Source organism: Sphingobacterium sp. UBA1897 (assembly GCF_002337775.1).
Lineage (GTDB): Bacteria > Bacteroidota > Bacteroidia > Sphingobacteriales > Sphingobacteriaceae > Sphingobacterium > Sphingobacterium siyangense.
The window spans coordinates 1-22,398 of sequence record NZ_DDGR01000035.1; the positions used below are offsets into that span (position 1 = coordinate 1).

General features: G+C 39.0%; 18 protein-coding genes. 11 read left to right on the forward strand and 7 right to left on the reverse strand.

What is annotated here, in order from left to right:
* Positions 1-328 (reverse strand): hypothetical protein (locus B4N43_RS23180; protein WP_286736498.1); only part of this gene is annotated, 328 nt, incomplete at its 3' end.
* 304 nt (positions 329-632) lie between these two features.
* Here B4N43_RS23180 and B4N43_RS23185 point away from each other — a divergent pair.
* From B4N43_RS23185 to B4N43_RS23210, 6 genes are all read left to right on the forward strand, one after another.
* The gene (locus B4N43_RS23185; protein ID WP_286736500.1) at positions 633-1,217 is read left to right on the forward strand and encodes an RNA polymerase sigma factor; all 585 of its coding nucleotides are present in this window, start codon (positions 633-635) and stop codon (positions 1,215-1,217) included.
* 54 nt (positions 1,218-1,271) lie between these two features.
* Complete coding sequence (locus B4N43_RS23190; protein ID WP_286736502.1) at positions 1,272-2,480, forward strand: FecR family protein; 1,209 nt, start codon at positions 1,272-1,274, stop codon at positions 2,478-2,480.
* Between the two features lie 177 nt (positions 2,481-2,657).
* Entirely contained in the window at positions 2,658-6,197 is a 3,540-nt protein-coding gene (locus B4N43_RS23195; protein WP_286736504.1) for a TonB-dependent receptor, read from the forward strand.
* Positions 6,198-6,231: 34 nt separating this feature from the next.
* Positions 6,232-7,983: a RagB/SusD family nutrient uptake outer membrane protein gene (locus tag B4N43_RS23200; protein WP_286736507.1), complete on the forward strand. Its 1,752-nt coding sequence runs from the start codon at positions 6,232-6,234 to the stop codon at positions 7,981-7,983.
* 11 nt (positions 7,984-7,994) lie between these two features.
* The gene (locus B4N43_RS23205; RefSeq protein WP_286736509.1) at positions 7,995-8,876 is read left to right on the forward strand and encodes an endonuclease/exonuclease/phosphatase family protein; all 882 of its coding nucleotides are present in this window, start codon (positions 7,995-7,997) and stop codon (positions 8,874-8,876) included.
* Between the two features lie 65 nt (positions 8,877-8,941).
* The gene (locus B4N43_RS23210) at positions 8,942-10,015 is read left to right on the forward strand and encodes an SGNH/GDSL hydrolase family protein (protein ID WP_286736512.1); all 1,074 of its coding nucleotides are present in this window, start codon (positions 8,942-8,944) and stop codon (positions 10,013-10,015) included.
* Positions 10,016-10,446: 431 nt separating this feature from the next.
* Here B4N43_RS23210 and B4N43_RS23215 read toward each other — a convergent pair whose 3' ends face one another.
* The 3 genes from B4N43_RS23215 to B4N43_RS23225 all read right to left on the reverse strand — a co-directional run bounded on the left by B4N43_RS23215 (position 10,447) and on the right by B4N43_RS23225 (position 12,852).
* Positions 10,447-10,896 (reverse strand): DUF1569 domain-containing protein, encoded by a 450-nt coding sequence (locus B4N43_RS23215; protein WP_286736513.1) that lies wholly within the window; start codon positions 10,894-10,896, stop codon positions 10,447-10,449.
* Positions 10,897-11,083: 187 nt separating this feature from the next.
* Positions 11,084-11,902, reverse strand: a complete 819-nt coding sequence (locus B4N43_RS23220; RefSeq protein WP_286736515.1) for a KilA-N domain-containing protein — start codon at positions 11,900-11,902, stop codon at positions 11,084-11,086.
* 284 nt (positions 11,903-12,186) lie between these two features.
* Positions 12,187-12,852 (reverse strand): hypothetical protein, encoded by a 666-nt coding sequence (locus B4N43_RS23225; protein WP_286736518.1) that lies wholly within the window; start codon positions 12,850-12,852, stop codon positions 12,187-12,189.
* Between the two features lie 130 nt (positions 12,853-12,982).
* On the opposite strand from B4N43_RS23225, the gene B4N43_RS23230 reads away from it, so the two are divergent.
* Positions 12,983-13,876, forward strand: coding sequence for an IS1595 family transposase (locus B4N43_RS23230; protein WP_286736520.1), 894 nt, complete (start codon positions 12,983-12,985; stop codon positions 13,874-13,876).
* A 91-nt stretch (positions 13,877-13,967) separates the two neighbouring features.
* Here B4N43_RS23230 and B4N43_RS23235 read toward each other — a convergent pair whose 3' ends face one another.
* Positions 13,968-14,375, reverse strand: a complete 408-nt coding sequence (locus B4N43_RS23235) for a hypothetical protein (RefSeq protein ID WP_286736522.1) — start codon at positions 14,373-14,375, stop codon at positions 13,968-13,970.
* A gap of 308 nt (positions 14,376-14,683) precedes the next feature.
* Here B4N43_RS23235 and B4N43_RS23240 point away from each other — a divergent pair, with 308 nt between their 5' ends.
* The 4 genes from B4N43_RS23240 to B4N43_RS23255 all read left to right on the forward strand — a co-directional run bounded on the left by B4N43_RS23240 (position 14,684) and on the right by B4N43_RS23255 (position 20,640).
* Positions 14,684-15,550, forward strand: coding sequence for a hypothetical protein (locus B4N43_RS23240; protein WP_286736523.1), 867 nt, complete (start codon positions 14,684-14,686; stop codon positions 15,548-15,550).
* Positions 15,551-15,716: 166 nt separating this feature from the next.
* Positions 15,717-16,451, forward strand: a complete 735-nt coding sequence (locus B4N43_RS23245; RefSeq protein ID WP_286736525.1) for a LytR/AlgR family response regulator transcription factor — start codon at positions 15,717-15,719, stop codon at positions 16,449-16,451.
* 9 nt (positions 16,452-16,460) lie between these two features.
* A complete protein-coding gene (locus tag B4N43_RS23250; protein WP_286736527.1) occupies positions 16,461-19,628 on the forward strand; it encodes a sensor histidine kinase in 3,168 nt (1,055 codons plus the stop codon).
* 598 nt (positions 19,629-20,226) lie between these two features.
* A complete protein-coding gene (locus B4N43_RS23255) occupies positions 20,227-20,640 on the forward strand; it encodes a hypothetical protein (RefSeq protein ID WP_286736531.1) in 414 nt (137 codons plus the stop codon).
* Positions 20,641-20,669: 29 nt separating this feature from the next.
* Here B4N43_RS23255 and B4N43_RS23260 read toward each other — a convergent pair whose 3' ends face one another.
* Complete coding sequence (locus B4N43_RS23260; protein WP_286736533.1) at positions 20,670-21,140, reverse strand: hypothetical protein; 471 nt, start codon at positions 21,138-21,140, stop codon at positions 20,670-20,672.
* Between the two features lie 677 nt (positions 21,141-21,817).
* A complete protein-coding gene (locus B4N43_RS23265; RefSeq protein WP_286736535.1) occupies positions 21,818-22,327 on the reverse strand; it encodes a GtrA family protein in 510 nt (169 codons plus the stop codon).
* Positions 22,328-22,398 lie beyond the last annotated feature (71 nt).

Here is a 22,398-nt window from a genome sequence, read left to right on the forward strand (position 1 = left end):
CTGTATACCGTTGCATTCCAGTTTCTTCCTTATCAAAGTAGGTCTTTATTTTTGAGCATACTTTAGGATTGTAGCATAACTTGACTCGGAAGTTTTCGATCCATTCGGCCCGTATAACGATGGTAATTAATTTTTTCGTATCTCTGGACAAGCCTATTACGGTGATAGCTTCGCACATCCCGGCATACCAATCGATAATATACACCTTGGTGCCCGGGCTAAACTGTTTCGTGCCATAACGGGTTTGCAGTTTTCCTTGACCATAGCTAATTTCCTGTTTGATGTTAGCTACCAATGTCCATAATGGTATAGGTTCTAAATGATCCATATGACTTTACTGGTTTTTGAATTTACAGAAAAGAATCTAACATGGCAAAATATAGAGCTCATTAACGATGATTTCCATCTCTATTTGTAATCTTGGTATTACATTGCCCAGATATATAGTGTCGGTTGTGAATAAACTTTTTTGGAAGAATGGCCTATAGATCGGTTTGTTGGGTAGTAGCCCTGCTGAAAACTGACTGAAATTTTGGGATACTCATATTTCATTTTGAAATAACCTTGCATTTATATAGATTTAATATAAGTTTTGTTGCTTAGACCAAGTGTAACCTAGGGAAAATATAACCATGGATTTAAATGCAGTTCCATTGAGTCTTGATGAGTTTAATCGCTTTAAATTGGGAGACGAGAAGGTTTTTAAAAAGATTTTTGATTTTTATAGGCCTTTGATGTATCACAAGGTACGTCGTGTATGTTCTTCCGAATTAGACGTGGAGGAGGTTATGCAAGAGATTTTTGTGCAACTTTTTCTAAAACGGAATTCAATCCCCTCTGCGGAAGCTATCTTTCCATTTTTATTTTTAGTAGCAAAGCGAGCGGCCATCACTTTGTTTCGAAAAGAGTTGTCTAGACAAAAATATCAAGTATCACAATTGGCAGAATGGGATGAACTAAGTGATGAATTAGAGCGGACAATCGCTCATAAAGATTTAGATAAAGTACTCAAGACGATTGTATCCTGCTTACCGCCACAGCAAAAACTTGTATTTCATAAGAGCAAAATAGAGGAAATGAGTTATGCAGAAATTTCCGAAGAAATTGGTATTTCCAAAAATACCGTACGCAACCATCTTGTAGCAGCATGCCAGTTTGTACGTTTGAAACTTGATAGCTTACTTTTAATCCTTTTTTTAATAAAAAATATCTTTTGACTAGTTCATTGATCCTAGTTGTACGAATAATATTATAGAGTACAACAGATAAGGATGTCCAAAGTAGAAGCATATAAGATTATTATCAGCCAATTTTTGGCAAAAACATTAGACGAGCGTGCAAAGCAAAATTTTGCCAATTATCTCAATGATCCGGATTTTTTGAATGCGTGGCAACAGCTTATGGACGAGGGAGAGATAGAGCAGTCTCCAGACAATCAAATTGCGCACGATAATCTTTTTAAGACAATCATTGAAGATGAAAGAATAAAAGACCAAGTTGTTTCCAGTCCAATTATAAAGAAATCATCAATTCACATTCTACATTATGTTAGTATCGCAGCTATATTGTTGCTAGTTGGTATATCTGCTTCGATCTTCTTCTTTATACAAGAAAATAGACTGGATGACCGTGCAATGGTCAACAATCTACCTGCGGTAGTTCCCGGATCCCAAAAAGCCGAAATAATTTTAGAAAGTGGCGAGCGTATAGATCTCGAAAAATTGAAATTGGATACGATCATAGATAATGGTGCGTTTGAAATTATCAAATCCGACAAAGGTATTATATCCTATCGTCTGAAAAGCTCCGGGACTAGCAATCAGCAGACAGCGTATAATACAATCGTTACGCCACGAGGTGGAGAATATAAGCTGCTATTGGCAGATGGCACAAAAATTTGGCTGAATGCCGCCACTACACTACGTTATCCAATTAGTTTTAACGGTGATGAAAGGAAAGTACAATTGCAGGGTGAAGCTTATTTTGAGGTTGCTAAACAGGTCTATCAAGGAAGACGGGTGCCCTTTATTGTTCATGCAGGTAATCAGAAATTGGAAGTTTTAGGGACAGCATTTAACCTTCAAAATTACGGCAAATCGATCGTGACAACTTTGGTGGAAGGCAAGGTGAAATTAAATGTTCAAGATAGCCCACAGGACAACCTCTATTTAAGTCCTGCTGAGCAAGCCGTGTTTCAATTTACGAGCAAAAAGTTTCTAAAGACAGCTGTTGACCCGCGTTATTTCATTGCCTGGAAAGAAGGAAAATTTGCTTTTTACAATACACCTATTGACGAAGTCATGGAAATTATCAGTAGATGGTATGACGTGGAAGTCCACTTTGATTATCATCCCGAAAACTTTGCTTTCTCGGGCACAGTGTCAAGATATGATAATATCGACAAACTACTCCGTACGATCGAACTAGTCGGAGATATTCATTTTGAATTGAAAGGGAGGAAAATTTATGTGAAAAGATAACCCATAAAGAAGAGTTCAGGAGCGTTACGACCGCCCCTGAATTTGTCTTCGAAAAGACCAGGCTGAAAAAGATTTAATAGACTTAAAAACCATTACAACCGTATGCAAAAGTACAAAAAAAAACGGTATGGAGATCCTTTGCCTAAAAGTAGGATCTCTGCCAAAAAAGAATTTGCTATGAAAATGTCATTAGCGATTCCCTTGTTGCTGGCCTCTAACCTCCAGTTGAGTGCAATTACATTTGGGCAAGGAGTCAATTTCCAAAAGAAAAATGCTAAACTCGAAACCATATTAAAGGTTTTAGAAGAACAGAGCGGTTACAATATTCTGTATAAAGCTACTCTGATAAGCAATGCCAAGCGTATCGATGTCGATTACAAAAATGTACCTTTCGAATATGCATTGAAGGATGTGCTTGCAAACTATCAGATCGTCTATAAGATTATGGACAATAATGTCGTATTAAGCAAGCCAGCTTCTACAGCAGCGGGAATCCCGTGGAATCGATATGTTGCAGGTCTCAATAATACTCTTGTCCTTCAACAGCGTCGCGTAGGGGGAAAAGTGGTAGATTCAAAGGGCAATCCAATTAGCAATGTTATTATAACGGAGAAAGGAACGGATAATAGAACAACTACTGACGACAATGGTAGGTTTGAGATCCGCCTTAAAACAAATAATGATCAGCTTGTATGTTCAATGTTAGGCTATCAGTCCAAGGAGGTCAATGTAGATGGACAAAATGAAATTCAAGTTAGCTTAGATGTCGCTATTACTGCAATGGATGAGGTCGTTGTAGTCGGTTACGGTGAACAGAAAAAAGTTAACCTAACCGGGGCGGTTAGCCAAATATCGGGTAAGGAGTTTGAAGATCGTCCTGTCACACAGCTTACCCAAGCACTTCAGGGCAATATTCCCAATCTCAACATTGTCTTTGGATCAGGAAAACCCGGTACAAGTGGTTCAGTAAATGTGAGGGGAAATACATCCATTAACGGTGGTGGTCCATTGATTTTGATTGATGGTATTCTAGGTACCTTGGATCGTATTAATCCCAATGATGTAGAGTCCGTAACGGTGCTTAAAGATGCTTCCGCAGCGGCTGTTTATGGAGCGCGTGGTGCCTTCGGTGTTGTTTTGGTCACAACCAAAAAAGGGGGTAAAAATGGAAAGACCTCCATTGAATATAATAATAATATTGGTTTCACTACCCATGCCACAAATACTGATTTCATAACGAGTGGTTATTGGAATGCGAAGATCAACGATGACGCTATGTACAACGCATTAGGGTATCGGACCACGCGTTATACCGATGAGGATTATGAAGAATTACTTGCACGTGTTAACGATAAGACTGAAAATCCGGACAGACCCTGGGTTGTGGTTAAGAAAGATGCTAGTGGCAATGACATATATCGTTACTATGCCAACTTCGATTGGTTCAATTATTTGTACAAAAAAACAAGGCCAAAAAACGAGCATAATCTTTCTTTTTCTGGATCTTCTGGCAATACACGTTATGCGATATCTGGTTCCAAGGCGAGTGAACAAGGAATATTCAATATTGATCCCGATAAATTTGGACGTTATAATCTACGTGCAAATATCGCGTCAGATATCCGAAGCTGGCTGACCATCAGCAATAGCACACATTTTTTCAAATCCAGCTATGATTGGGCCGGATTGGAAAATAATTTCAGCACCGTTGCCAACAACGTGAGCAATAGTCCGACCTACCATTATCATGCGATGTACGTGCCGCGAAATCCGGATGGCACACTTACGGGGTATTCGGGTATCAATAGTTATCCTATTGGATACGGCCTACATAATGCGCTCGAAAGCGGTACAATGCGTGGCTACACGCGGGGTACAGAATTTACCAATATGACAGAAGCGGTTTTGAAATTAGGAAAAGGCCTATCCCTAACTGGAAACTATTCCTATCGTGAATATCGTTCTGATTATTCCTACCGACAGACCAAACAGTATTATTCGAAATATCCGGGACAGCTCGAATTGTCTTCACTCGGAGCTTTAAATCAGGATAAGCTTCGGGAAAATATGGGTAAATATGCTTGGCATTTTATCAATGTTTTTGCTACTTACCAAAAAGATTTTGGCGATCACCACCTTACTGTGATGGGCGGTTTTAATCAAGAAGACCGTTTTTATAAGCGTATTGGAGGAATTGGTCAGGATCTATTGTCTGAGAATTTAAATGATCTTGATTTGGTGATCGGGGAGAAGCAGTTTGAGGCAGGTGGCGATGAGTGGGCAGTACGTGGAGGGTTCTATCGTGCCAATTACGATTACAAAGGCAAATACTTGCTAGAGGTAAGTGGTCGATACGATGGTACCTCACGTTTTCCAAAGCACAGTCGTTTTGGATTCTTTCCATCCTTTTCTACAGGCTGGCGCATCAGCGAGGAGAAGTTCTTCGCTCCACTGAAAAACAAGATCAATAACCTGAAGATTAGGTATTCGTACGGCTCACTTGGTAACCAGGAGGTGGATACCTATGCTTATATTTCATCCATGGGTACAGGTCAGATCTCCTATTTAGTCAATGGTCAAAAGTTAAATGTTGCCAATAGTCCCGCGCCGGTAGCGCCCACATTGACTTGGGAAAAAATTACCACCAGCAACATTGGCCTTGATTTTAGTTTACTTAATAACAAGCTCGATTTTCAATCTGATTTTTATGTCCGGCAGACAAAGGGTATGCTGAGTAAAGGCAAAACCCAGCCGGCTGTATTTGGTGCATCGGAACCCAAGGAGAATGCAGCCGACCTCAAGACCAAAGGTTTTGAGCTTTCACTTTTATGGAAGGACCATTTTGATGTAAGCGGAAAACCTTTTAATTATTCCGTTAGGGCAATGCTGTCAGATTATCAGGCTGAAATTACCAAGTTTGCCAACGATGCTGGGCTATTGAGCAATTATTATACAGGACAAAAATTGGGCGAAATATGGGGGTATCATTACGACGGATTTTTCAAGACAACCGAAGAAGCACAGGAGTATGCGAAAATCGTCAATCAAGATCAGATCAATAGGCGTCGTGTTCAGGCTCCCACAGCAGACTTGCGTATGCTTCAGGCAGGAGATATCAAAATCTTGGATCTCAATGGCGATGGTATCATTGATGCTGGCGATAATACGCTTTCCAATCCTGGTGATCGTACCATTATCGGAAATGATCAACCGCGTTATTCCTATGGGTTAAACCTAGGAGCGAATTGGAATGGCATTGATCTTTCCGTCTTTTTTCAGGGAGTAGGGAAGCAAAACTGGTATCCTAATCTTGAAGCACAAGCTTTTTGGTCCGTTTATGCCAGACCATACGATTCATTTATTCCGTCTAATTTTCAGGATAAGATATGGTCGCCAGAAAATCCTGATGCTTATTTCCCTTTTTTACGCGGCTATACAGCGCAAAACTCTGAACTCTCTGTCGCCAACGATATGTATATGCAAGATATAGCCTACCTAAAGCTGCGTAATCTGACTGTAGGTTATACATTTCCAGTCACACTTACTCAAAAGGCAAAGATCAATAAGCTACGTGTGTTCTTCAGTGGAGAAAACCTACATACCTGGACGAAGTTGAAGACCGATTACATCGATCCCGAACAAGTAATGAGCGATAATACGGGGCGGAGTTATCCTGTAGGCCGCGTCTATTCTTTTGGAGCTCAGTTATCGTTTTAATTTATACATGACGATTATTTAAAATGAAAACATCATGAAAAGAAATCTTAATATTTTTACACTTATTGTTGGACTTGTGGTTAGCTCATGCAACAACGACTATCTGGAACGATATCCCATAGCAGAGCTGGCCCCTGAAAACTATTTTCGGACCGCTTCCGAGTTGCAGACCTTTACCAATGCTTTTTATGCAGATCTTCCTGATGCGCTGGCCATACATTACAATACACCGGGTCAGGGCGATGACGAAGCACGTAATACGCTCGCTTCTGAGTTTCAGGGCACCCGTACTACTCCAGCAAGTGGAGGAGGGTGGACATGGACATCCCTTCGCCGTATAAATTTCTATCTTGAAAATTCGCACAAATGTGCAGATGAGGCAGCACGGTTGCAGTATGATGGTATTGCTCGATTTTTTCGTGCATATTTTTATTACGACAAGATCGTTCGCTTTGGTGACGTACCATGGTATGACAAAGTAAATCAGCTGGATGATCCTGCGATGTTCAAACCTAGAGATTCACGTAAAGTTGTTTTTGCTAAATTACTTGAAGATCTTGATTTTGCTATCGCCAATTGCAGTACAGCCAAAAGCGCTCAATTGATCAGCAAATGGACCGCTTTGGCTTTTAAATCCCGCATGTGTTTATTTGAGGGTACATTTCGCAAATACCATGGCTTGGGCGATTGGGAAGACATGCTTCAGCAAAGTGTGTCTGCCGCCGACGAGTTAATGAAGTCCAATACCTACAGTATCTACAAAAGTGACCCAAATAAAGCCTATCAGGAGCTGTTCATTGCAGAAGATGCCAATCCTGCAGAAATGATCTTGGCGCGGCAGTATAGCGCATCTGTTCCTTTTGTCCATTCTGCGAATTTCTATATTTTGTCCGCTTCGTACGGCCGTCCGGGTATGGTTAAAGAGCTTGTGAATAATTACTTGATGAAAGATGGAAGCCGATTTACCGACAAGCCTAACTTTGATAAACTATCGTTTTACGAAGAAACGCAGAATCGCGATCCGCGGCTATCCCAGACGGTTCGCACACCTGGCTACAAGCGTATTGGCGCGAATACAACATCAGTTCCTGATTTTGCAACATCAGTAACAGGTTATCAATATATTAAGTATATTCTTGCACCGGGCTTTGATGCTGGGCAAAGCACCAATGATATGCCCATTATCCGTTATGCAGAAGTATTACTTAACTATGCCGAAGCAAAGGCCGAATTGGGTACAATCAATCAGAATGATATTGACAGATCCATTAAATTACTTCGGGATCGTGTCAATATGCCCAATTTGGTGTTGGCCGATGCCAATTCCAAAGCTGATCCCTATCTTTTGGCTGCTTATCCCAATGTTAGTAAGAGTGGCCAAACAGGGGCAATCTTGGAAATTCGCCGAGAGCGCCGTATCGAGCTTGTAAAAGAAGGGCTACGCTATAATGACCTGTTACGCTGGAAAGAAGGAGCGAAAGTTGCCAAACCATTTTATGGAATGTATTTTCCTGGAGCAGGCGAATACGATTTGGATCAAGATGGAAAATTGGACCTGGTGATTTACGAAGGCACTGCGCCTACCAAAAAACCTGGTGTCCAATATCAGAAACTGGGTGAACTGGTTTTGGAAAATGGAAAAAATGGTGGCCGTATTGTCAATTTGCCGGACATTCTAAAAAAATGGACTGAGGAAAAAGATTACTACTATCCAATTCCGACACAAGAGCTTCAGTTAAATACCAAGCTCGAACAGAATAAAGGTTGGGATAAATCAGGTACTTAAAGAAAAAGAAAATGAAACATTATAAAAACTTATTTGTTATTGCCATCATTGTGGCTGCGAATGCGTGTATTGCATATGCACAGGAAACATTAAAGATTGTATCGTATAATGTGCTTTATGGATTAAAGAAGGATTCGGTCAATATCGATCGGTTTGTAAACTTTGCAGAGGACTGGAAACCGGATGTGATTGCCCTTGAAGAAATGAATGGATATACGCAAAAGACACTGGAACAATTGGGACAGCGTATCGGTCACGACTATGTTTTACAATCTAAGGAAGATGGATTTCCTGTAGCCATTACCTCCAAGTATCCTTTGGTCAATTTTAAGAAGGTCACTGAAAATATGTGGCATAGTTACATCTATGCGAAAATAAAAGGCATACACTTTTTTGTCATTCATTTTTCGCCATTCAGTTATGAGAAGCGATTGAAGGAAGTGACCGATATCTTGGCGCAAGTCAATGAGATTCCGAGTAACGAGCCTATACTGATCATGGGTGATTTTAATTCTCTGGATATATCGGATAAGGACAAATATGGAAAGGAAGTTTTGAACGCTATGAAGCAAAGTGAGCAAAAACATGATCACATCCGTAACTTGCACAATGGAGTGATCGATTATTCTGTATTGGGGAAACTGCATGAAGCAGGATTTAAAGATACCTATCGTTTGTTACATAAGGAGTTTGAAAGTTCTGTTCCGACTTTTAAGGATGGTAATGGGAATATCAAACAAAAGAATACCGGTCATCCTAAACGTATTGATTTTATTTGGGCCAATTCAGTAGCAGCCTCACGGGTTACCAAAAGCGGTATTGTCAAAAATGAATATACACATTATATTTCTGATCATTACCCAACATTTATAGAGCTTAAGCTCAGTAAATAATAAAATTCGTCCCCATAGGGGGCGAATTTTATTACGACTTTTGTTTATCATTAATTTAAAGTGCAATGAAAAAAAAGATCAGTACGCTTCTCTTTATCATCCTTATTTGTAGTTCATTTTCTAGCTATGCGCAACAAGTTATTCCTGCATCTAAATTTGAGATTCAAGGAAAGCCTTTTGAAAATACCCCTAGATATCACCGTGTAGACACATTAAAGTATAAAAGCCTTCCTGCTGCCGTAAAGAAATTGTATACACACGCTACTGGAATGTTTGTCACTTTTAAGAGTAATACCGGTAAACTATCCCTGAGATGGAAAACAGTCGATGCGGAATTGGGTAATAATTCGACTCCGATTATGTCACGGGGATTTGATGCATATGTGAAAGAAGCTAACGGCTGGCGCTTTGCCGGGGTGGCCCGTCCCGATCTCAAGAATGCAGAAAGTAATGCTATAGTGGTCGAAGATATGGCCAACACCGAGAAAGAATTTCTTCTTTATTTTCCTTTGTACAAAGAATTATTGGATTTTGAGGTGATTATTGATGAGAAAGCTTCCTTTTTAGCCACTAGACAATCTTTTAATAAAACGGTGGTGGTTTATGGGTCTAGTATTGTCCATGGAGCCTCAGCAAGCCGTCCAGGCTTAGCTTATCCGGCTCAATTAGGCCGTAGATTAAATGCTAATGTGATTAATATGGGAGTGAGCGGAAATGCCCGTATGGAGCCGGCTGTCGCAGATATGCTCGGTGATATCGGTACTGTTGATTTGTTCATTTTGGATTGTGTACCAAATAGTAGTCCCGATGAGGTGAAAGAAAGAACCTTTAATTTTGTAGCGCGTCTTCGTAAATCTCATCCGGATGTACCTATATTGTTAATTGAAAGTATTACACGGCAGATAAGCAATTACAATTTGAAGTGGAAATCAAGATTGACTGAGCAGAATAAGAATTTTAGGTTTCAATATGAAAAACTGCTGCAGGCCGGATATAAAGACTTGTACTACTTGCCAACCGATCATTTAATAGGCGATGATTCGGAAGGAACCGTGGACGGTACTCATCCGACAGATGTGGGATTTGAAAGGATGCTAAAAATAATTGGTGCTAAAGTAGAGACAATTCTTAATGATTAGTTACTTTGAAAATTCTAACTCTGTCGCGGAATAATCATACTTGAATAGTCTAGCTTTTATCTTGGTGTTATTGACAAAAATACCAAAGTCAAAGTTTGCTATCGTGAAAAAATCAGCACTATTTCCGTCTATTTCTATACTTCCAAATTTTGTGAGTTTTGCCAGTTGACCTCTCCCCTCAAAACAGGACATTTTAACAGTAGAGTTTCGGACGTGTGGTTAAATGTGCTTCGGGCAATGCAAACAGTTTGATTTAAAAATCAAACCCCAATTCGGATAGCATTCGTTCGTGATTATTCATAAAATACTTCATCAGCTTATATTGTTCGGAAACCTGATATGAAATTAGCTTTATTCCATTTTCAGATACCTGTCCAAGAATGAACGCGTTATAACGCCTGACCCAAGTAGGGGTTTCGTGGCTTTTTGGATTACGCTCCAAACTGCTTTAAATGGTGGTTGCAATGTTTGTATATGAACTGACCTAATTGGGCTCTGGACATTCTACCAAAGAACCAATGTACAAATGTGTCTTTTTCAAATGTTTCATATTTCTCGATTAATAATTTCCAATTTCGTTTCTCCATTTCTAAATCGTGTATGTCTTTATTTACGATAAATACAGCAGATGTGGGTGCGTTTTTGCCAAAACTTGTTGTTTCATCTTTCAATATCTCCTTTATCGCATTTTGACCAAACATTCGCCCTAAAATTGAACGCTTAACCTTTATGGATCCTTGGTAATATTGTTCACATAATATACAATGCCTGACCATTTGCGTTACTGTCATTTTTCCCCAAAGCGCATTGCTGTCCTCGTGTAATAAATTAATTCTTTCGATGACCGCTTCTCTTATGTTTTTCTCAAATATTGATTTCATATTAGGAATATTTATCTATTCTATCTAGATTTTGATCATTTGCAGTCTTACAAATTTAACAGATTTGTTCTTCGGTCGACTTTGCATAGGATAAGAAATAGATTTGCATCTCTAACGCATTGATGATAAGATTTGTTTAAAACTCCTCATATTTCCAGTTAGAGGAATGGATAAATAAGACACCTTTCTATTTTAATTTTCTAACAGCCTTATTTTCTACGAGCGACTTCATTTGTGTCACCGCTACTTTATTCAGTTGCATAAGCCGTTCATTTTGTGGTACTCCTTGTTGAATTAATAACGCGTTTATACTTTCCATGTTGCTTAGCACGACCAACTGTTCTATAATCGCGTAGTCTCGGATATTGCCTTTCTTATCAGGATTTGCATCTCTCCATTCCTTAGCGGTCATTCCAAATAGTGCAACATTGAGCAGATCGGCTTCATTTGCATAAACGAAACTCACTTGCTGTTTTGTAATTTCTGCTGGAATGAGATTTTCCTTTATTGCATCGGTATGAATGTGATAATTTACTTTTGCTAGTGTCCTCTGTAAGTCCCAGTTTAATTTCAAACGATTATTTTCCTCATCTTTTAGACGCTGAAATTCATTCACTAAGTAAATTTGGAATTCTGGACTTAGCCACATCGCAAAATGGAAAGCAATATCTTTATGAGCAAATGTCCCTCCATATCTTCCAGCTTTTACTATCATCCCTACAGCCTTCGTTCGTTCAATCCATTGGCCCACAGACATAATGAATCTATTTGTCCCCGCTTCCTGTTCAATTACCCCGAATTCGGGGTAATTAAAATCGGAATTATTTATCTTCTCCCAAACGCTCAGATACTCTAATGTATTTTTATTGGTAATCCATTTTCCAATTAGGCCACTTCCCTCGCGAAAAGATGCGGTCATATCAGTCAGATTAATGTAGTCAATTTCATTTTGAGTGAATACAGCAATACTTGAATTCTTGACGAGTAATTTTCTGTTTTTATTCATGCATTTAGATTTAATAAGTTCTTTCCCGTCAGCTCAAGAAAGCCAGACGTAATAATTGGCCATTACAGTTTTTATTTCACTTTTTTGTAAGGGTAAATGTACTAAAAAAAATAGTAATAAAAAACCATCGACCATTCAGTATCCCCTCGATACTACTTATATATAGCATCTTTATTCTGATAGGCTCAATAGTCAGCCTATTTTTAATCCTTTATAAAGTTATTTCAGGAAAGACTTATTTCGGTCGTGCTAGAATTGGCGGTAATTTAGCCATTCGGCTTTCTTTATTCATAGTTTACATCATCCCATATCAACAGTTCGCAGATTCTTTCAATATTTAAATTGTTGTCCCGATTTATCTTCTCCAGTCTTACTTCAAAATTTTCGAGTTCCTGTTTTACAACTTCGATTGCTGACTTTAAAGATGAGATTTCAAATGACACTAATACATCTTTTGGTGTGGGGGCAAAGTGTTCGTCAAACTCTTCTACAGTAAAATCAAGCGTAATTATGTTCGTGTCCACTTTTACTTTTGGTTGCGGATGTCCTGCATAAAAGCCATCTTTTCCATTTGTAAGTTTTTCCCAATAATGGATATCTGAAAGATCACCACAACATTGTGGAAAATATTTGTCCTGCTGGTCGATGCGAAGAACATAACCTCCAAAAAATGCACTTGCTTGTTCTCGTTCGTATGTTCCTGCCCTCATTTCTTGTGTATGGTCAATTACAAGTTTCGTTAAATTGCTGTCTGTGATTTCAGAAAGTCTGTAAAATGATGATCCGGCTAAATATGGATTTAAATCGTCTTTGAAACCTGTTTTTTTGTGGCTTTCAGCATTATATTTATCCCATAATATAGGATATTCCCAATAAGGATATTTGTCTGGTGTTGGAATGTCCTGATTGTGATATCCAATTTCTATTACAGGTATTAATTCGAGTGCCATTTTGTGTCTATTGGATTTTGTACTATAACCCGACCGAAACCTAGCCAAGGTTGCGAGGCTTTTTGGGTAATTGACCTATCCTTTTGCTAAATAATTTAGTTTTCTTATCTTTAGGTGATTAAATTTAGGTATGGTAGGCAATAAAGAAAAAGAGTTGAGTTTGTTCGATTTTCAGTCGCAATTTAGCAGTGATGCTGATTGTTTAGCTTATTTATCGGCTTTGAAATGGCAAGATGGTTACAAATGTAAGAAATGTGGTTACGGGAGTTTTTGCAAGGGAATAAAAGAGCATGACCGTCAGTGCAATCGCTGCCGTTATTTGGAATCTCCTACAGCGGGCACCCTATTCCATAAGGTTAAGTTTCCTTTAGTTAAAGCCTTTTACGCAGTATACTTCATAAGTACAAACAAAAAGGGTATTGCCAGTACCGAGCTTGGCAGGAAGTTAGGGATCAAGCAAAAAGTAGCATGGTTATTCAAACGCAAAGTGATGAAAGCGATGGAGAGCAGCGGTAAATTTCCTTTGCGTGGAGTTGTGGAAGTTGACGAAACATTTGTTGGCGGTCAGGATGAAAATTCCAAAGGACGTAAAAAAGGAAAGAAGAAGCTTGTGGTGGTTGCTATAGAAAAGAAAGGCAACGGAGTTTCGCGCTTTTACGCCAAGGTGATAGACAAAGCCGATGCGATCAACTTAGGTAGCTTCATGAAGCAAAACATAGAGCCACAGGCTAAGGTGACCACCGACAAATGGACAGGTTATAAGCCGATATTGAAAGATTTCGAAAATATGGAGCGTGTCAAATCTGGTAAGAAAGGTGAGAACTTCCCAGAACTACACAGGGTTATCATGACCTTTAAAAGCTGGTTGAGAGGAATGTACCATCACGTTGGAGATCTACAGGAATATATTAATGAATATACCTATCGATTCAACAGAAGTTTTATGAAAGGGAATATTTTTGACAACCTAGTATATCGGATGATCTGCCATAAACCAGAACAATATAATATGATTATTGCTTAAAGGAATAGGTCAATTGGGTAAATATAATAAAAAGAAAAACAATTTCTTTTGGTGGACAAAATAGAAGAGAAACTCAATGAACACTATCTTTTTAAGTTATCCATGTATAGTCGCGTTTTATCACCTTCCACTTTCCATTAATTTTTTCCAGGATAAAATCATAACCCTGACCGCAAAGTGCTCCGCATACGTAGTCTAACGATACAAATGCTTTTTTGTGATCATGCGACATGATAGGCAAGTGAAATGTATATCTTGACAGAAATTGCTCTGTCGTTTCTGTTTTTTTATGGTATGCAACGTTATATTTCTTTTTGATTTGTAGTGGAATAAATACAGTGTCCCTTCCTTTGACCTGATTGAGATAGCCTGTAGAGTCTTGCCGGCTATGGCCTACTAAGCCCAGTAATTTTTGGATACTCAGGCCGTCGGGCATAAAGCCTTTGTCGTAGGCATTATAAAGCGAGTCCTTGATGAACCATTTGTGAATATAGGCCATTGGTTTATTAGTTTTAGCCACGTCATTTGAAATGGAGTTATAGGCAATTATAGCATCCAAAATTTCAGCATATTCATCATCAACAACTGCATAGTCAAATGCTTGTTTTTGGATTTTGTCTGGTACCTGTTTTTGATCATTGCTTTGACATGCTATGATGAAAAATAAAAATGGGATTAAAAAGCGGACGTTTCTTTACTAGCTATTTAGGCTTATTCACTCAATGAAGCTCCTGTTTCGCTCATTACTGATTTTTTGCAACAGAGCCAACAATATATTTGGATAAAGTTTAAAAACTAATTATTCAAATGAAAGTTTTAAAAAGCATGTTGATGGTCAGTCTAGGACTGGTTATCTTTTTCTCTTGCAAAAAGGGTGACACTGGGCCGCAGGGATCCGTTGGTGAAAAAGGCGAGCAGGGCGCCAGAGGAATTCAGGGGGTAAAAGGTGATGACGGAGCGACAATTTTCTCCGGGGATGTGGTTCCTGTCGCTACGCTTGGGAAAGCTGGAGATTATTATATCCGGAAAACGACTTCCGAAATATATGGTCCCAAAACGGATGCCGGATGGGGCAAGGCTACTTCTTTTAAGGGAGCGGCAGGTGCCAATGGAGCGGCGGGATCCAAAATCCTGAGCGGTACCCAAATTCCAGCGGTGTCGGTGGGTGCCGTAGGAGACTTCTATTTTAAGGTGGATAGCTATCAATTTTTTGGACCTAAGACTGCATCAGGATGGGGCACAGGGGTTAACCTGAGAGGAGCTACTGGTACTGCTAATGTGCTTTACAGTGGTTGGCAAAGTGCTACAGTGACTAAAGATTCTACTATAGATGGTACGACGGTCAGAATTGGCCATCTTGCTGCTCAGGGGCTTTCCCCCACAATACTGAGTAGTGGAACCGTGATTGTTTATCTGGATTATGGAGGCGGAATTTACCCGCTGCCGTATACGTCAAGAGCTGGAGGGAGAATGAGTACAATTTCCCATCATCCGAAAGAGAATCGGATTATTGTCTATCGGTTTGTTTACGATGGTGGTAGTCTCGTGGCATTACCTGGTCAAATTGTGTACCGTTATGTAATTATTCCAGGAGGAACCATGGCGAGCCTGAAACGTAAAGGCGTGGACCTAAACGATGCAAATCAGGTTGAGGCGGCATTAAAATCGAAATAGAAATGCTAAACTGAAAAAGTGCTGATCGGAAAGGGTAAACTACTCGCTATCTTTTTAACATAGATGTCGGGAATGGAGCGAAGGTGCAATAGCATGCTGAATATATCGTATATTTAAGATAACTATTTGATTGTTTTCGAAGGTGTCAATGTAAACGAAATAAATTATGATCAAGGCAGTCATTATTGACGATGAGCTGAAAGGCGCTACCCTTCTCCAGCATAAGCTCAGCGCTTTTTCTGATAGGCTTTCTGTCGAACGGATATTTAACGATCCCTTTGTTGCCTTGGAGGAACTTTCATCTATTGGAGCTGATATTGTTTTTCTTGATGTCGAAATGCCACTGATGGATGGATTTAAGTTTTTGGAGAATCTCGGCCATATCGATTTTGAGGTTATTTTTGTCACCGCCTATAATGTATATGCCATTGAAGCCGTGCGCGCGGATGCGTTGGATTATCTACTCAAACCAGTGGATCCTGATGAACTAACGGCTGCAATTGAAAAATTATCCAAACGGATTGAACGGAAAAAACAGCACCAGAAACAGGGTATTCATGTGGGGAGTAGTTCTGCATCACGGTTGGCCCTGTCTACTGCAGAAGGTATTTATTTTGTAAGGAAAGATGAAATCGTCAAAATCGAAGCGATGAGTAACTACTCGGTGTTCTATTTCTCTGCAGGTAACAAGATCATTGTCTCCAGGACATTGAAAGAGTTTGAAGGATTGCTGGATGCTGATTGTTTTTTGCGGATCAACCGGAGCACGATCGTCAATCTTAGTTGTGTAATTCGCTATAAGAAAGGGGAAGGGGGCACTTTACAGCTTGTGGACGGATCAGAGCTAGAAGTCTCCCCAACCAAAAAAAGCCTGCTCATGGAATTGTTATCCCGTACTTAACATATAGTTATGGCTAACATTAAGTTATTTATTCGGCTATTTGTCGTTGTGATGGCTACATTATCGCAGGGGCTGGCACAAGAACGGATTTATAACTTTCTTCATTTTACCAGTCGGGAGGGGCTCCCTAGTGACAAAATCAGGGATGCCGCTGTCGATGAAAAAGGATTGGTATGGATTACAACGGGAAAGGGCCTGTGCTATTTCGATGGGAATACCTTTTTCCCTTTAAGTTTTACACAACATTCAGATTTTTCGTATGATCTGGGAAATCTCAGCATAGGCAGTAATAATAAGATCTGGGTCGCGAGCTATAATAGGGGCTTAGTATGCTATGATCGGTCCAAACCCCAGCATGAGGCCTGGACTAGCTACAGTGCCAAAGCGGCTGGCGGAGATGTTGAGAAACATGAACTTTATGCGGTTCATGAGTCAGGAGGTAAGGTGTTTTTTGGTGGGCAAGAAACAGACTTGCAGATTCTGGATCCGGTATCCGGACGCATATCAGCGGTAAAACTAACACCGGCAGCCTATGTAACTATTTTCCGCATCCAAGAAGATCAGCATGGGATGCTGTGGATAGGTACGCGCTATCATGGCCTATTTTCTTACGAACCCAATTCTGGGAAGATAGTTCATTATGATCTGTCAAACAAGGGTGAAAATGCGGTCACGGGAATCTGTAGGGCAGGAGAGCAGGTTTTTGCCGCCTATTATAATCATGATCTGATACGGTTATTGCCTCAAAAAAAGCGGATTGAACAGCGAAATATTCTTGGTATTGGTTCTAATGTTGCACACTATGATAACAATATCGCTGATGTCTCCTTTTTCTCAGAAGAGAATAAGATATTGGCAGCCCATAGTGGGGGCAAGCTGTACAGTTATGACCTATATAATAAGCAGATTGTCGAGATACCGTGGAACAGGGCTGTTCCAGAGGGATCTGTTGTTAAAATTAACCGTATTGTATCCATACAGGGAGGATATTTTATCTGTTCAGATCATGGGCTATTTTATTATTCGAAAAAGTTAAATTTAATTAAAGACCTCATACCCACTAAAACGGATCCTATTCAGCATATCTTAAAAGTAGGTGACAAGAAGTGGTATGTCTCTAAGGCTCAGATTGGTGAATTATCTCCAGATTTTCAGTTACGTTTATCAGCTTCCTCCCTAAATAACCTTAAGGTTAGCCAACTTACAGCTATAGGGATTTATATCTATATCTCCACCGTAGACAGCGGGATTTATGTTTTTGATACGGTGCGTAAAGAGCTTAGGACGTTAAAGATTGTAGGAAACTCTTTTGGTCTCGAACGAGCCGACTGCAATAGTGTGATTTGGGATTCAGTCAATGGCAGAGATATCCTTTGGATCGGCTCCTGGAACTCGGGACTATATCAATATGATCTTTCTACGAATAGGGTTGTCCTGTACAATAAAGAGAATGGTCTTATTGATCATAAAGTAATCACGTTAGGAAAGGATAGTTTTGGCTCTCTCTGGCTGGGTATGGATGGCTTCGGTGCAGTTAAAGTAGTGGATAAGATGAATATGAAGTTTATTAATTTCAAGCATCAGCGGCAGTCTGGAGAAAGTCTTGCTGCCAATACCGTGTTTTCCTTTCTTTTGGATAGCGATCGCCGCTTTTGGTACAGCAGTAGCCAACAGGGTATAGGGATGATTGTTGAACAGCCAGGGAAAACACGTTTCCTGCAGGCTAATGACCGTAATCGTTTCCCCTTGTTTTATGCCCATACTCTAAAAAATGATATGAAAGGACGAATCTGGATGAACACCCGAGATGGAGTAATGATTTTTGACCCAACGTCCAAAACGTTTGTACAATTGGGAGCAGGGAAAGGCATATTCCCGCCCGAACGATTTTCGACCCATAGTTTTTATTTTGATTCGGATGTATTGGTTTGGATGACTGATAAAGGTCTGATCAAAGGGCCGATGGCTGAAATTGGAAATAAAGCCGAAAATCTAGCGCCCATTATAAGCGCGTTCAGGATACTCAACCGCGATAATACCTATCGGCTTGTAAATGGAAAGATTGCGCTCCAGCCTGATGAAAATACCTTTTCTTTTCAGTTTGCTGTACCCGGTCAGCTTGTCGACAAGACCTTACGTTTTAGCTATAAACTAGAAGGGGTTGATCGGGAATGGATTGATTCAGACGCAATTCAACAGGCTGTTTACAGTAATATTGCAGGCGGAGATTACCGTTTTCTTCTTCGGGTGGGGGACCAGGATGGAAATTGGTCGAAAGTACAACTGGATATCCCTGTGTCTGTAAAACTGTTGTGGTATCAAGGTTTATGGTTTAAAATCGGTCTGGTATCTTTTGTTTTTCTTGCAGTAGTACTGATTTTGATCTATCGACTCGCGCACCAGTGGAAAATTAATCGGATGCAACAGGAATTTAGCCTGACCTTACAGCATGAGCTGAAACAAAATGAATGCAAGATCAGGGAACAGAGCGAGATCCTGGAAATGGAAAAGGAAAAAAAATTGGCTTCTGACTTCCGGCAACAATTATATGAGAGTGAGCTGAAAGCTATTCGTTCGCAGATGAATCCACATTTTATTTTCAATATTTTGAATTCTATTGAGGCCTATGTAGTCGAAAATGATGCCGTCCAGGCCAGCAAGCTGATTCAGAAATTCGCCACTTTGAGCCGTATCGTACTTGAGAATTCTCAATTCTCCAAGGTGACCGTCGCTTCGGAGCTGCAATTGGTCAAGCTGTATTTGGATCTTGAGCAAGAACGTTTCGATCATATATTTACCTATAGTATTCAATCGGATGAGCGCTTAATCAAAAGCAATAAAAAGATTCCGTCGATGCTGATTCAGCCAATTGTCGAAAATGCCGTACACCATGGTATGAGGAATCTCCATGACAAAAAAGGCAAGATATTGATCCGGACAGCTTTAAAAGAAAAGGAAATTAGGATTGAAATTCTGGATAATGGTGTTGGTTTTGATCAATTTTATAAAACTGGAAATAGCAATTTCAAAAGTACCTCATTTGGTTTAAAAGGAGTACAAGAACGATTACGTATGCTCAGTAGTGATGAGTCGGCAGAATCCGCTTCACTCACAATTGACAAAAAGCCTGATGAGGAAGATTTTACTGTCAGGATCACGATCACACTTCCTTTATAGGCAATTATCTCCTTTCGATCCTGCTGACGATTGCCGAGATCTTGGTGACGAGTTACGGTTGACTGGTTGAACAGCTGTTCCCTAATGGATTCGCCTTATTCACACTGAGTTTGCCGTCACTTACTCATTGATAGTCTGTAGAGGTGTTTTTTAAACTTAACTTTAATCTGATCGTTACAATATTTTGATTCTTTTCCGTCCACTAGAAGAGAGAGGAACCAATTCATTCTTTAAACAATAAAAATTATGGAAAAATTAATTGTAAGTATTCCATTGCAAGTAAATAGCGATTTGTTGGTTGCGTTTAATGATTGGAAAACTACAGATTTTCAATTAAACATGGTTCCTTTTTAAAATACGTCACCGATCACTTGTACTTTTGTAGTCAAATTCGGTAAAGGAATTTACTGTCAAAATTCGTCAATGCACTTTCCGCGTAAATTGGTTTTTGAATTTACAAAACAGGGTGTGGAATGGCAAAATAGATAGCTCATTAATTATAATTTCCATCTCCATTTTTTATCTTAGTATCACATAAGAAGAGTAATAAAGGATGGTTATGGCGGCGTAGTTGTTCAAACAAACTTAGTTGTTTTTTATGGAGATTATCCAAGAGGTCAACGGTAGATTAAAGCATGGGGCAGGTATTATGAAAAGAAGAAATAGGTTAGGTTTTGTTCTATGGGCAATTATACTTGTTATAGCTGCTTTCGTCATTTATAAAACGACAACATTCTCACTATTTGACAGTGAGGTAAAACGTCTAGTAGAGTTTGATGTTCCTGAGCAGGATTATAAATTGAGGGTGTATCATGTCCCATCAAATGCTACAATGCTTGATTATATTCAAGTTAGGAAATTTAAAAACAACAAAGAGGATATCCTTGAAAATTACAAGAGGTACGATTCACTAGTATCTTATTTATTGTCTGATACATCACTGGAGCTAAGGATTATTAATACTGTGCAAATGAAACCTAGAATAGATACAATGATATTAAGATTGAAATAATTTATATTCTTGGCGGTAAATACTAGAAATTACCTCTTTTGTTTTTTCATTTCTTTTATCTCCCGCTTTAGCTGATCTCGATCTTCTTTCTTGGAAAATTCTTGCTCCGTTGCAGAATAATCGTACTTAAATAGTCTCGCTTTTACCTTGGTGTTATTGACAAAAATACCAAAGTCTATGTTTGCTATCGTAAGAAAACCAGCACTATTTCCATCAATTTCGATACTTCCAAATTTTGAGAGTTTTACCAGTTTTGTATGAAAAGACCCGTTGTTATCAGAAGATATTTTTTTAAGTGTATTTCCTTCAGAATCTAAAAATCTTATCTCGGCATTGATTACCTTTCCTTTTGTCTTAGCTTCAGTGATAATGCCTGAAATCGTTACCGAGTCTTGCGAATCGTTCTCGTCTAAATAGCTAGAAGCTTCGTACCCGCCCGATACGTTATTGTTTTCTGTTTTGGGTCTAATGACAGAACAGGATGAGAAACAAATCGTCATTAAAAAGACTAAAATTTTAATTGCCCAGATCAAATTACAACACCTATTTATGTTTTCTATTCGCTTTTTCAACTTCTTTCCTCAACTTTTTCTGCTCCTTTTTTGAACCTATTTCATTAATATACATGGGCTGCCTTGGTAATTTTATGTCTAAGTTATAGGTTTTAAAATTCGGCGCAATGTAAACATGTTCGATAGTCATCCCTGTTCCAAAAGTATCTACAATAATTTTTCCATGGAGCAATCCCTCGGATGGGACCCTTAGTGAAAATTCTCCATTTTTATCGGTTACGGCTGTACCGATCGTATCACTTTCTGAACTAAAAAAAAAACGCTAGCAGAAGCAACATTTTTATGATTATGGCACATGCTCACTTTGCCTTTTATTAAAGGCGATATCTTATCATCTGTATAACCTTTACCGCGTTGGCTATAGCTGCTGCAGTTGTTTTGGTCTATATCAACCCAGTCGTTATAATTCTTCTTTGTGGAACAGCTAAAGAGTGTAAGCAAAAGAAGAAGTTTAACACCACAAACGCGAACCTTTTTGTTTAATACCATTGTCTTTTCTACTATCATATTGTTCGACCCGTTCATATTAAGCAACAAAAATCGGATGTATTTTATCTCTCATCTTGGCAATGCTTTTTAATAATGCTAACCTGATATTTAATTGACTATATTTTTTTTCTAAATGAAAAAACCTGTTGCAATACATAGCTGAAAACAGAAACTACTACCGTCGTAAGTAACGCGGAAGGAGTCGGATAGAAATGAAGTTTTTCAACAAAGAATTTGATACAGATATAATTTAAGACAATACATAGCAATACAACGAGAAAATATCTGAACAGATGTATCCTCCTTTTACGATTTGCTTGTTGACTAAAGACAACATACATATTCAAATAAAATCCTAAGGGAAAGGTAATCAGGAAAGCCACTATAAAAGCAGCAATATGCGGAGTTACCGCTAATGTTTCAGTAAATCGTATAATTTTCTTTCTAAAAATAAAATTATACGATATGAAATAAATTAAGATGTTTAGGGCAACCACTCCACCACCACAACTTGCATACCTAAATGTTTTGATCGGTATAAAATGAAAGAAAATTTTATGGATGTAATCCAATATTTTTATTATTAGATCTTTAGCGACTAAATGAAGTTTTCTTAACAAAATCATATATTATTTCGAGGTGTCTTTTTAGATAGATGCAATACTAGCGTTTTATTTTTAAGCTGCGCCCGTTTGTT

What these genes read in the sequence shown, in the direction of transcription:
- B4N43_RS23190 (WP_286736502.1), top strand. Translation starts at nt 1,272, where the DNA reads ATGTCCAAAGTAGAAGCATATAAGATTATTATCAGCCAATTTTTGGCA.
- B4N43_RS23240 (WP_286736523.1), top strand. Translation starts at nt 14,684, where the DNA reads ATGAAAGTTTTAAAAAGCATGTTGATGGTCAGTCTAGGACTGGTTATC.
- B4N43_RS23225 (WP_286736518.1), bottom strand. Translation starts at nt 12,852, where the DNA reads ATGGCACTCGAATTAATACCTGTAATAGAAATTGGATATCACAATCAG.
- B4N43_RS23215 (WP_286736513.1), bottom strand. Translation starts at nt 10,896, where the DNA reads ATGAAATCAATATTTGAGAAAAACATAAGAGAAGCGGTCATCGAAAGA.
- B4N43_RS23200 (WP_286736507.1), top strand. Translation starts at nt 6,232, where the DNA reads ATGAAAAGAAATCTTAATATTTTTACACTTATTGTTGGACTTGTGGTT.
- B4N43_RS23205 (WP_286736509.1), top strand. Translation starts at nt 7,995, where the DNA reads ATGAAACATTATAAAAACTTATTTGTTATTGCCATCATTGTGGCTGCG.
- B4N43_RS23230 (WP_286736520.1), top strand. Translation starts at nt 12,983, where the DNA reads ATGGTAGGCAATAAAGAAAAAGAGTTGAGTTTGTTCGATTTTCAGTCG.
- B4N43_RS23245 (WP_286736525.1), top strand. Translation starts at nt 15,717, where the DNA reads ATGATCAAGGCAGTCATTATTGACGATGAGCTGAAAGGCGCTACCCTT.
- B4N43_RS23235 (WP_286736522.1), bottom strand. Translation starts at nt 14,375, where the DNA reads ATGGCCTATATTCACAAATGGTTCATCAAGGACTCGCTTTATAATGCC.
- B4N43_RS23255 (WP_286736531.1), top strand. Translation starts at nt 20,227, where the DNA reads ATGGAGATTATCCAAGAGGTCAACGGTAGATTAAAGCATGGGGCAGGT.
- B4N43_RS23220 (WP_286736515.1), bottom strand. Translation starts at nt 11,902, where the DNA reads ATGAATAAAAACAGAAAATTACTCGTCAAGAATTCAAGTATTGCTGTA.
- B4N43_RS23250 (WP_286736527.1), top strand. Translation starts at nt 16,461, where the DNA reads ATGGCTAACATTAAGTTATTTATTCGGCTATTTGTCGTTGTGATGGCT.
- B4N43_RS23210 (WP_286736512.1), top strand. Translation starts at nt 8,942, where the DNA reads ATGAAAAAAAAGATCAGTACGCTTCTCTTTATCATCCTTATTTGTAGT.
- B4N43_RS23195 (WP_286736504.1), top strand. Translation starts at nt 2,658, where the DNA reads ATGAAAATGTCATTAGCGATTCCCTTGTTGCTGGCCTCTAACCTCCAG.
- B4N43_RS23260 (WP_286736533.1), bottom strand. Translation starts at nt 21,140, where the DNA reads ATGACGATTTGTTTCTCATCCTGTTCTGTCATTAGACCCAAAACAGAA.
- B4N43_RS23265 (WP_286736535.1), bottom strand. Translation starts at nt 22,327, where the DNA reads ATGATTTTGTTAAGAAAACTTCATTTAGTCGCTAAAGATCTAATAATA.
- B4N43_RS23185 (WP_286736500.1), top strand. Translation starts at nt 633, where the DNA reads ATGGATTTAAATGCAGTTCCATTGAGTCTTGATGAGTTTAATCGCTTT.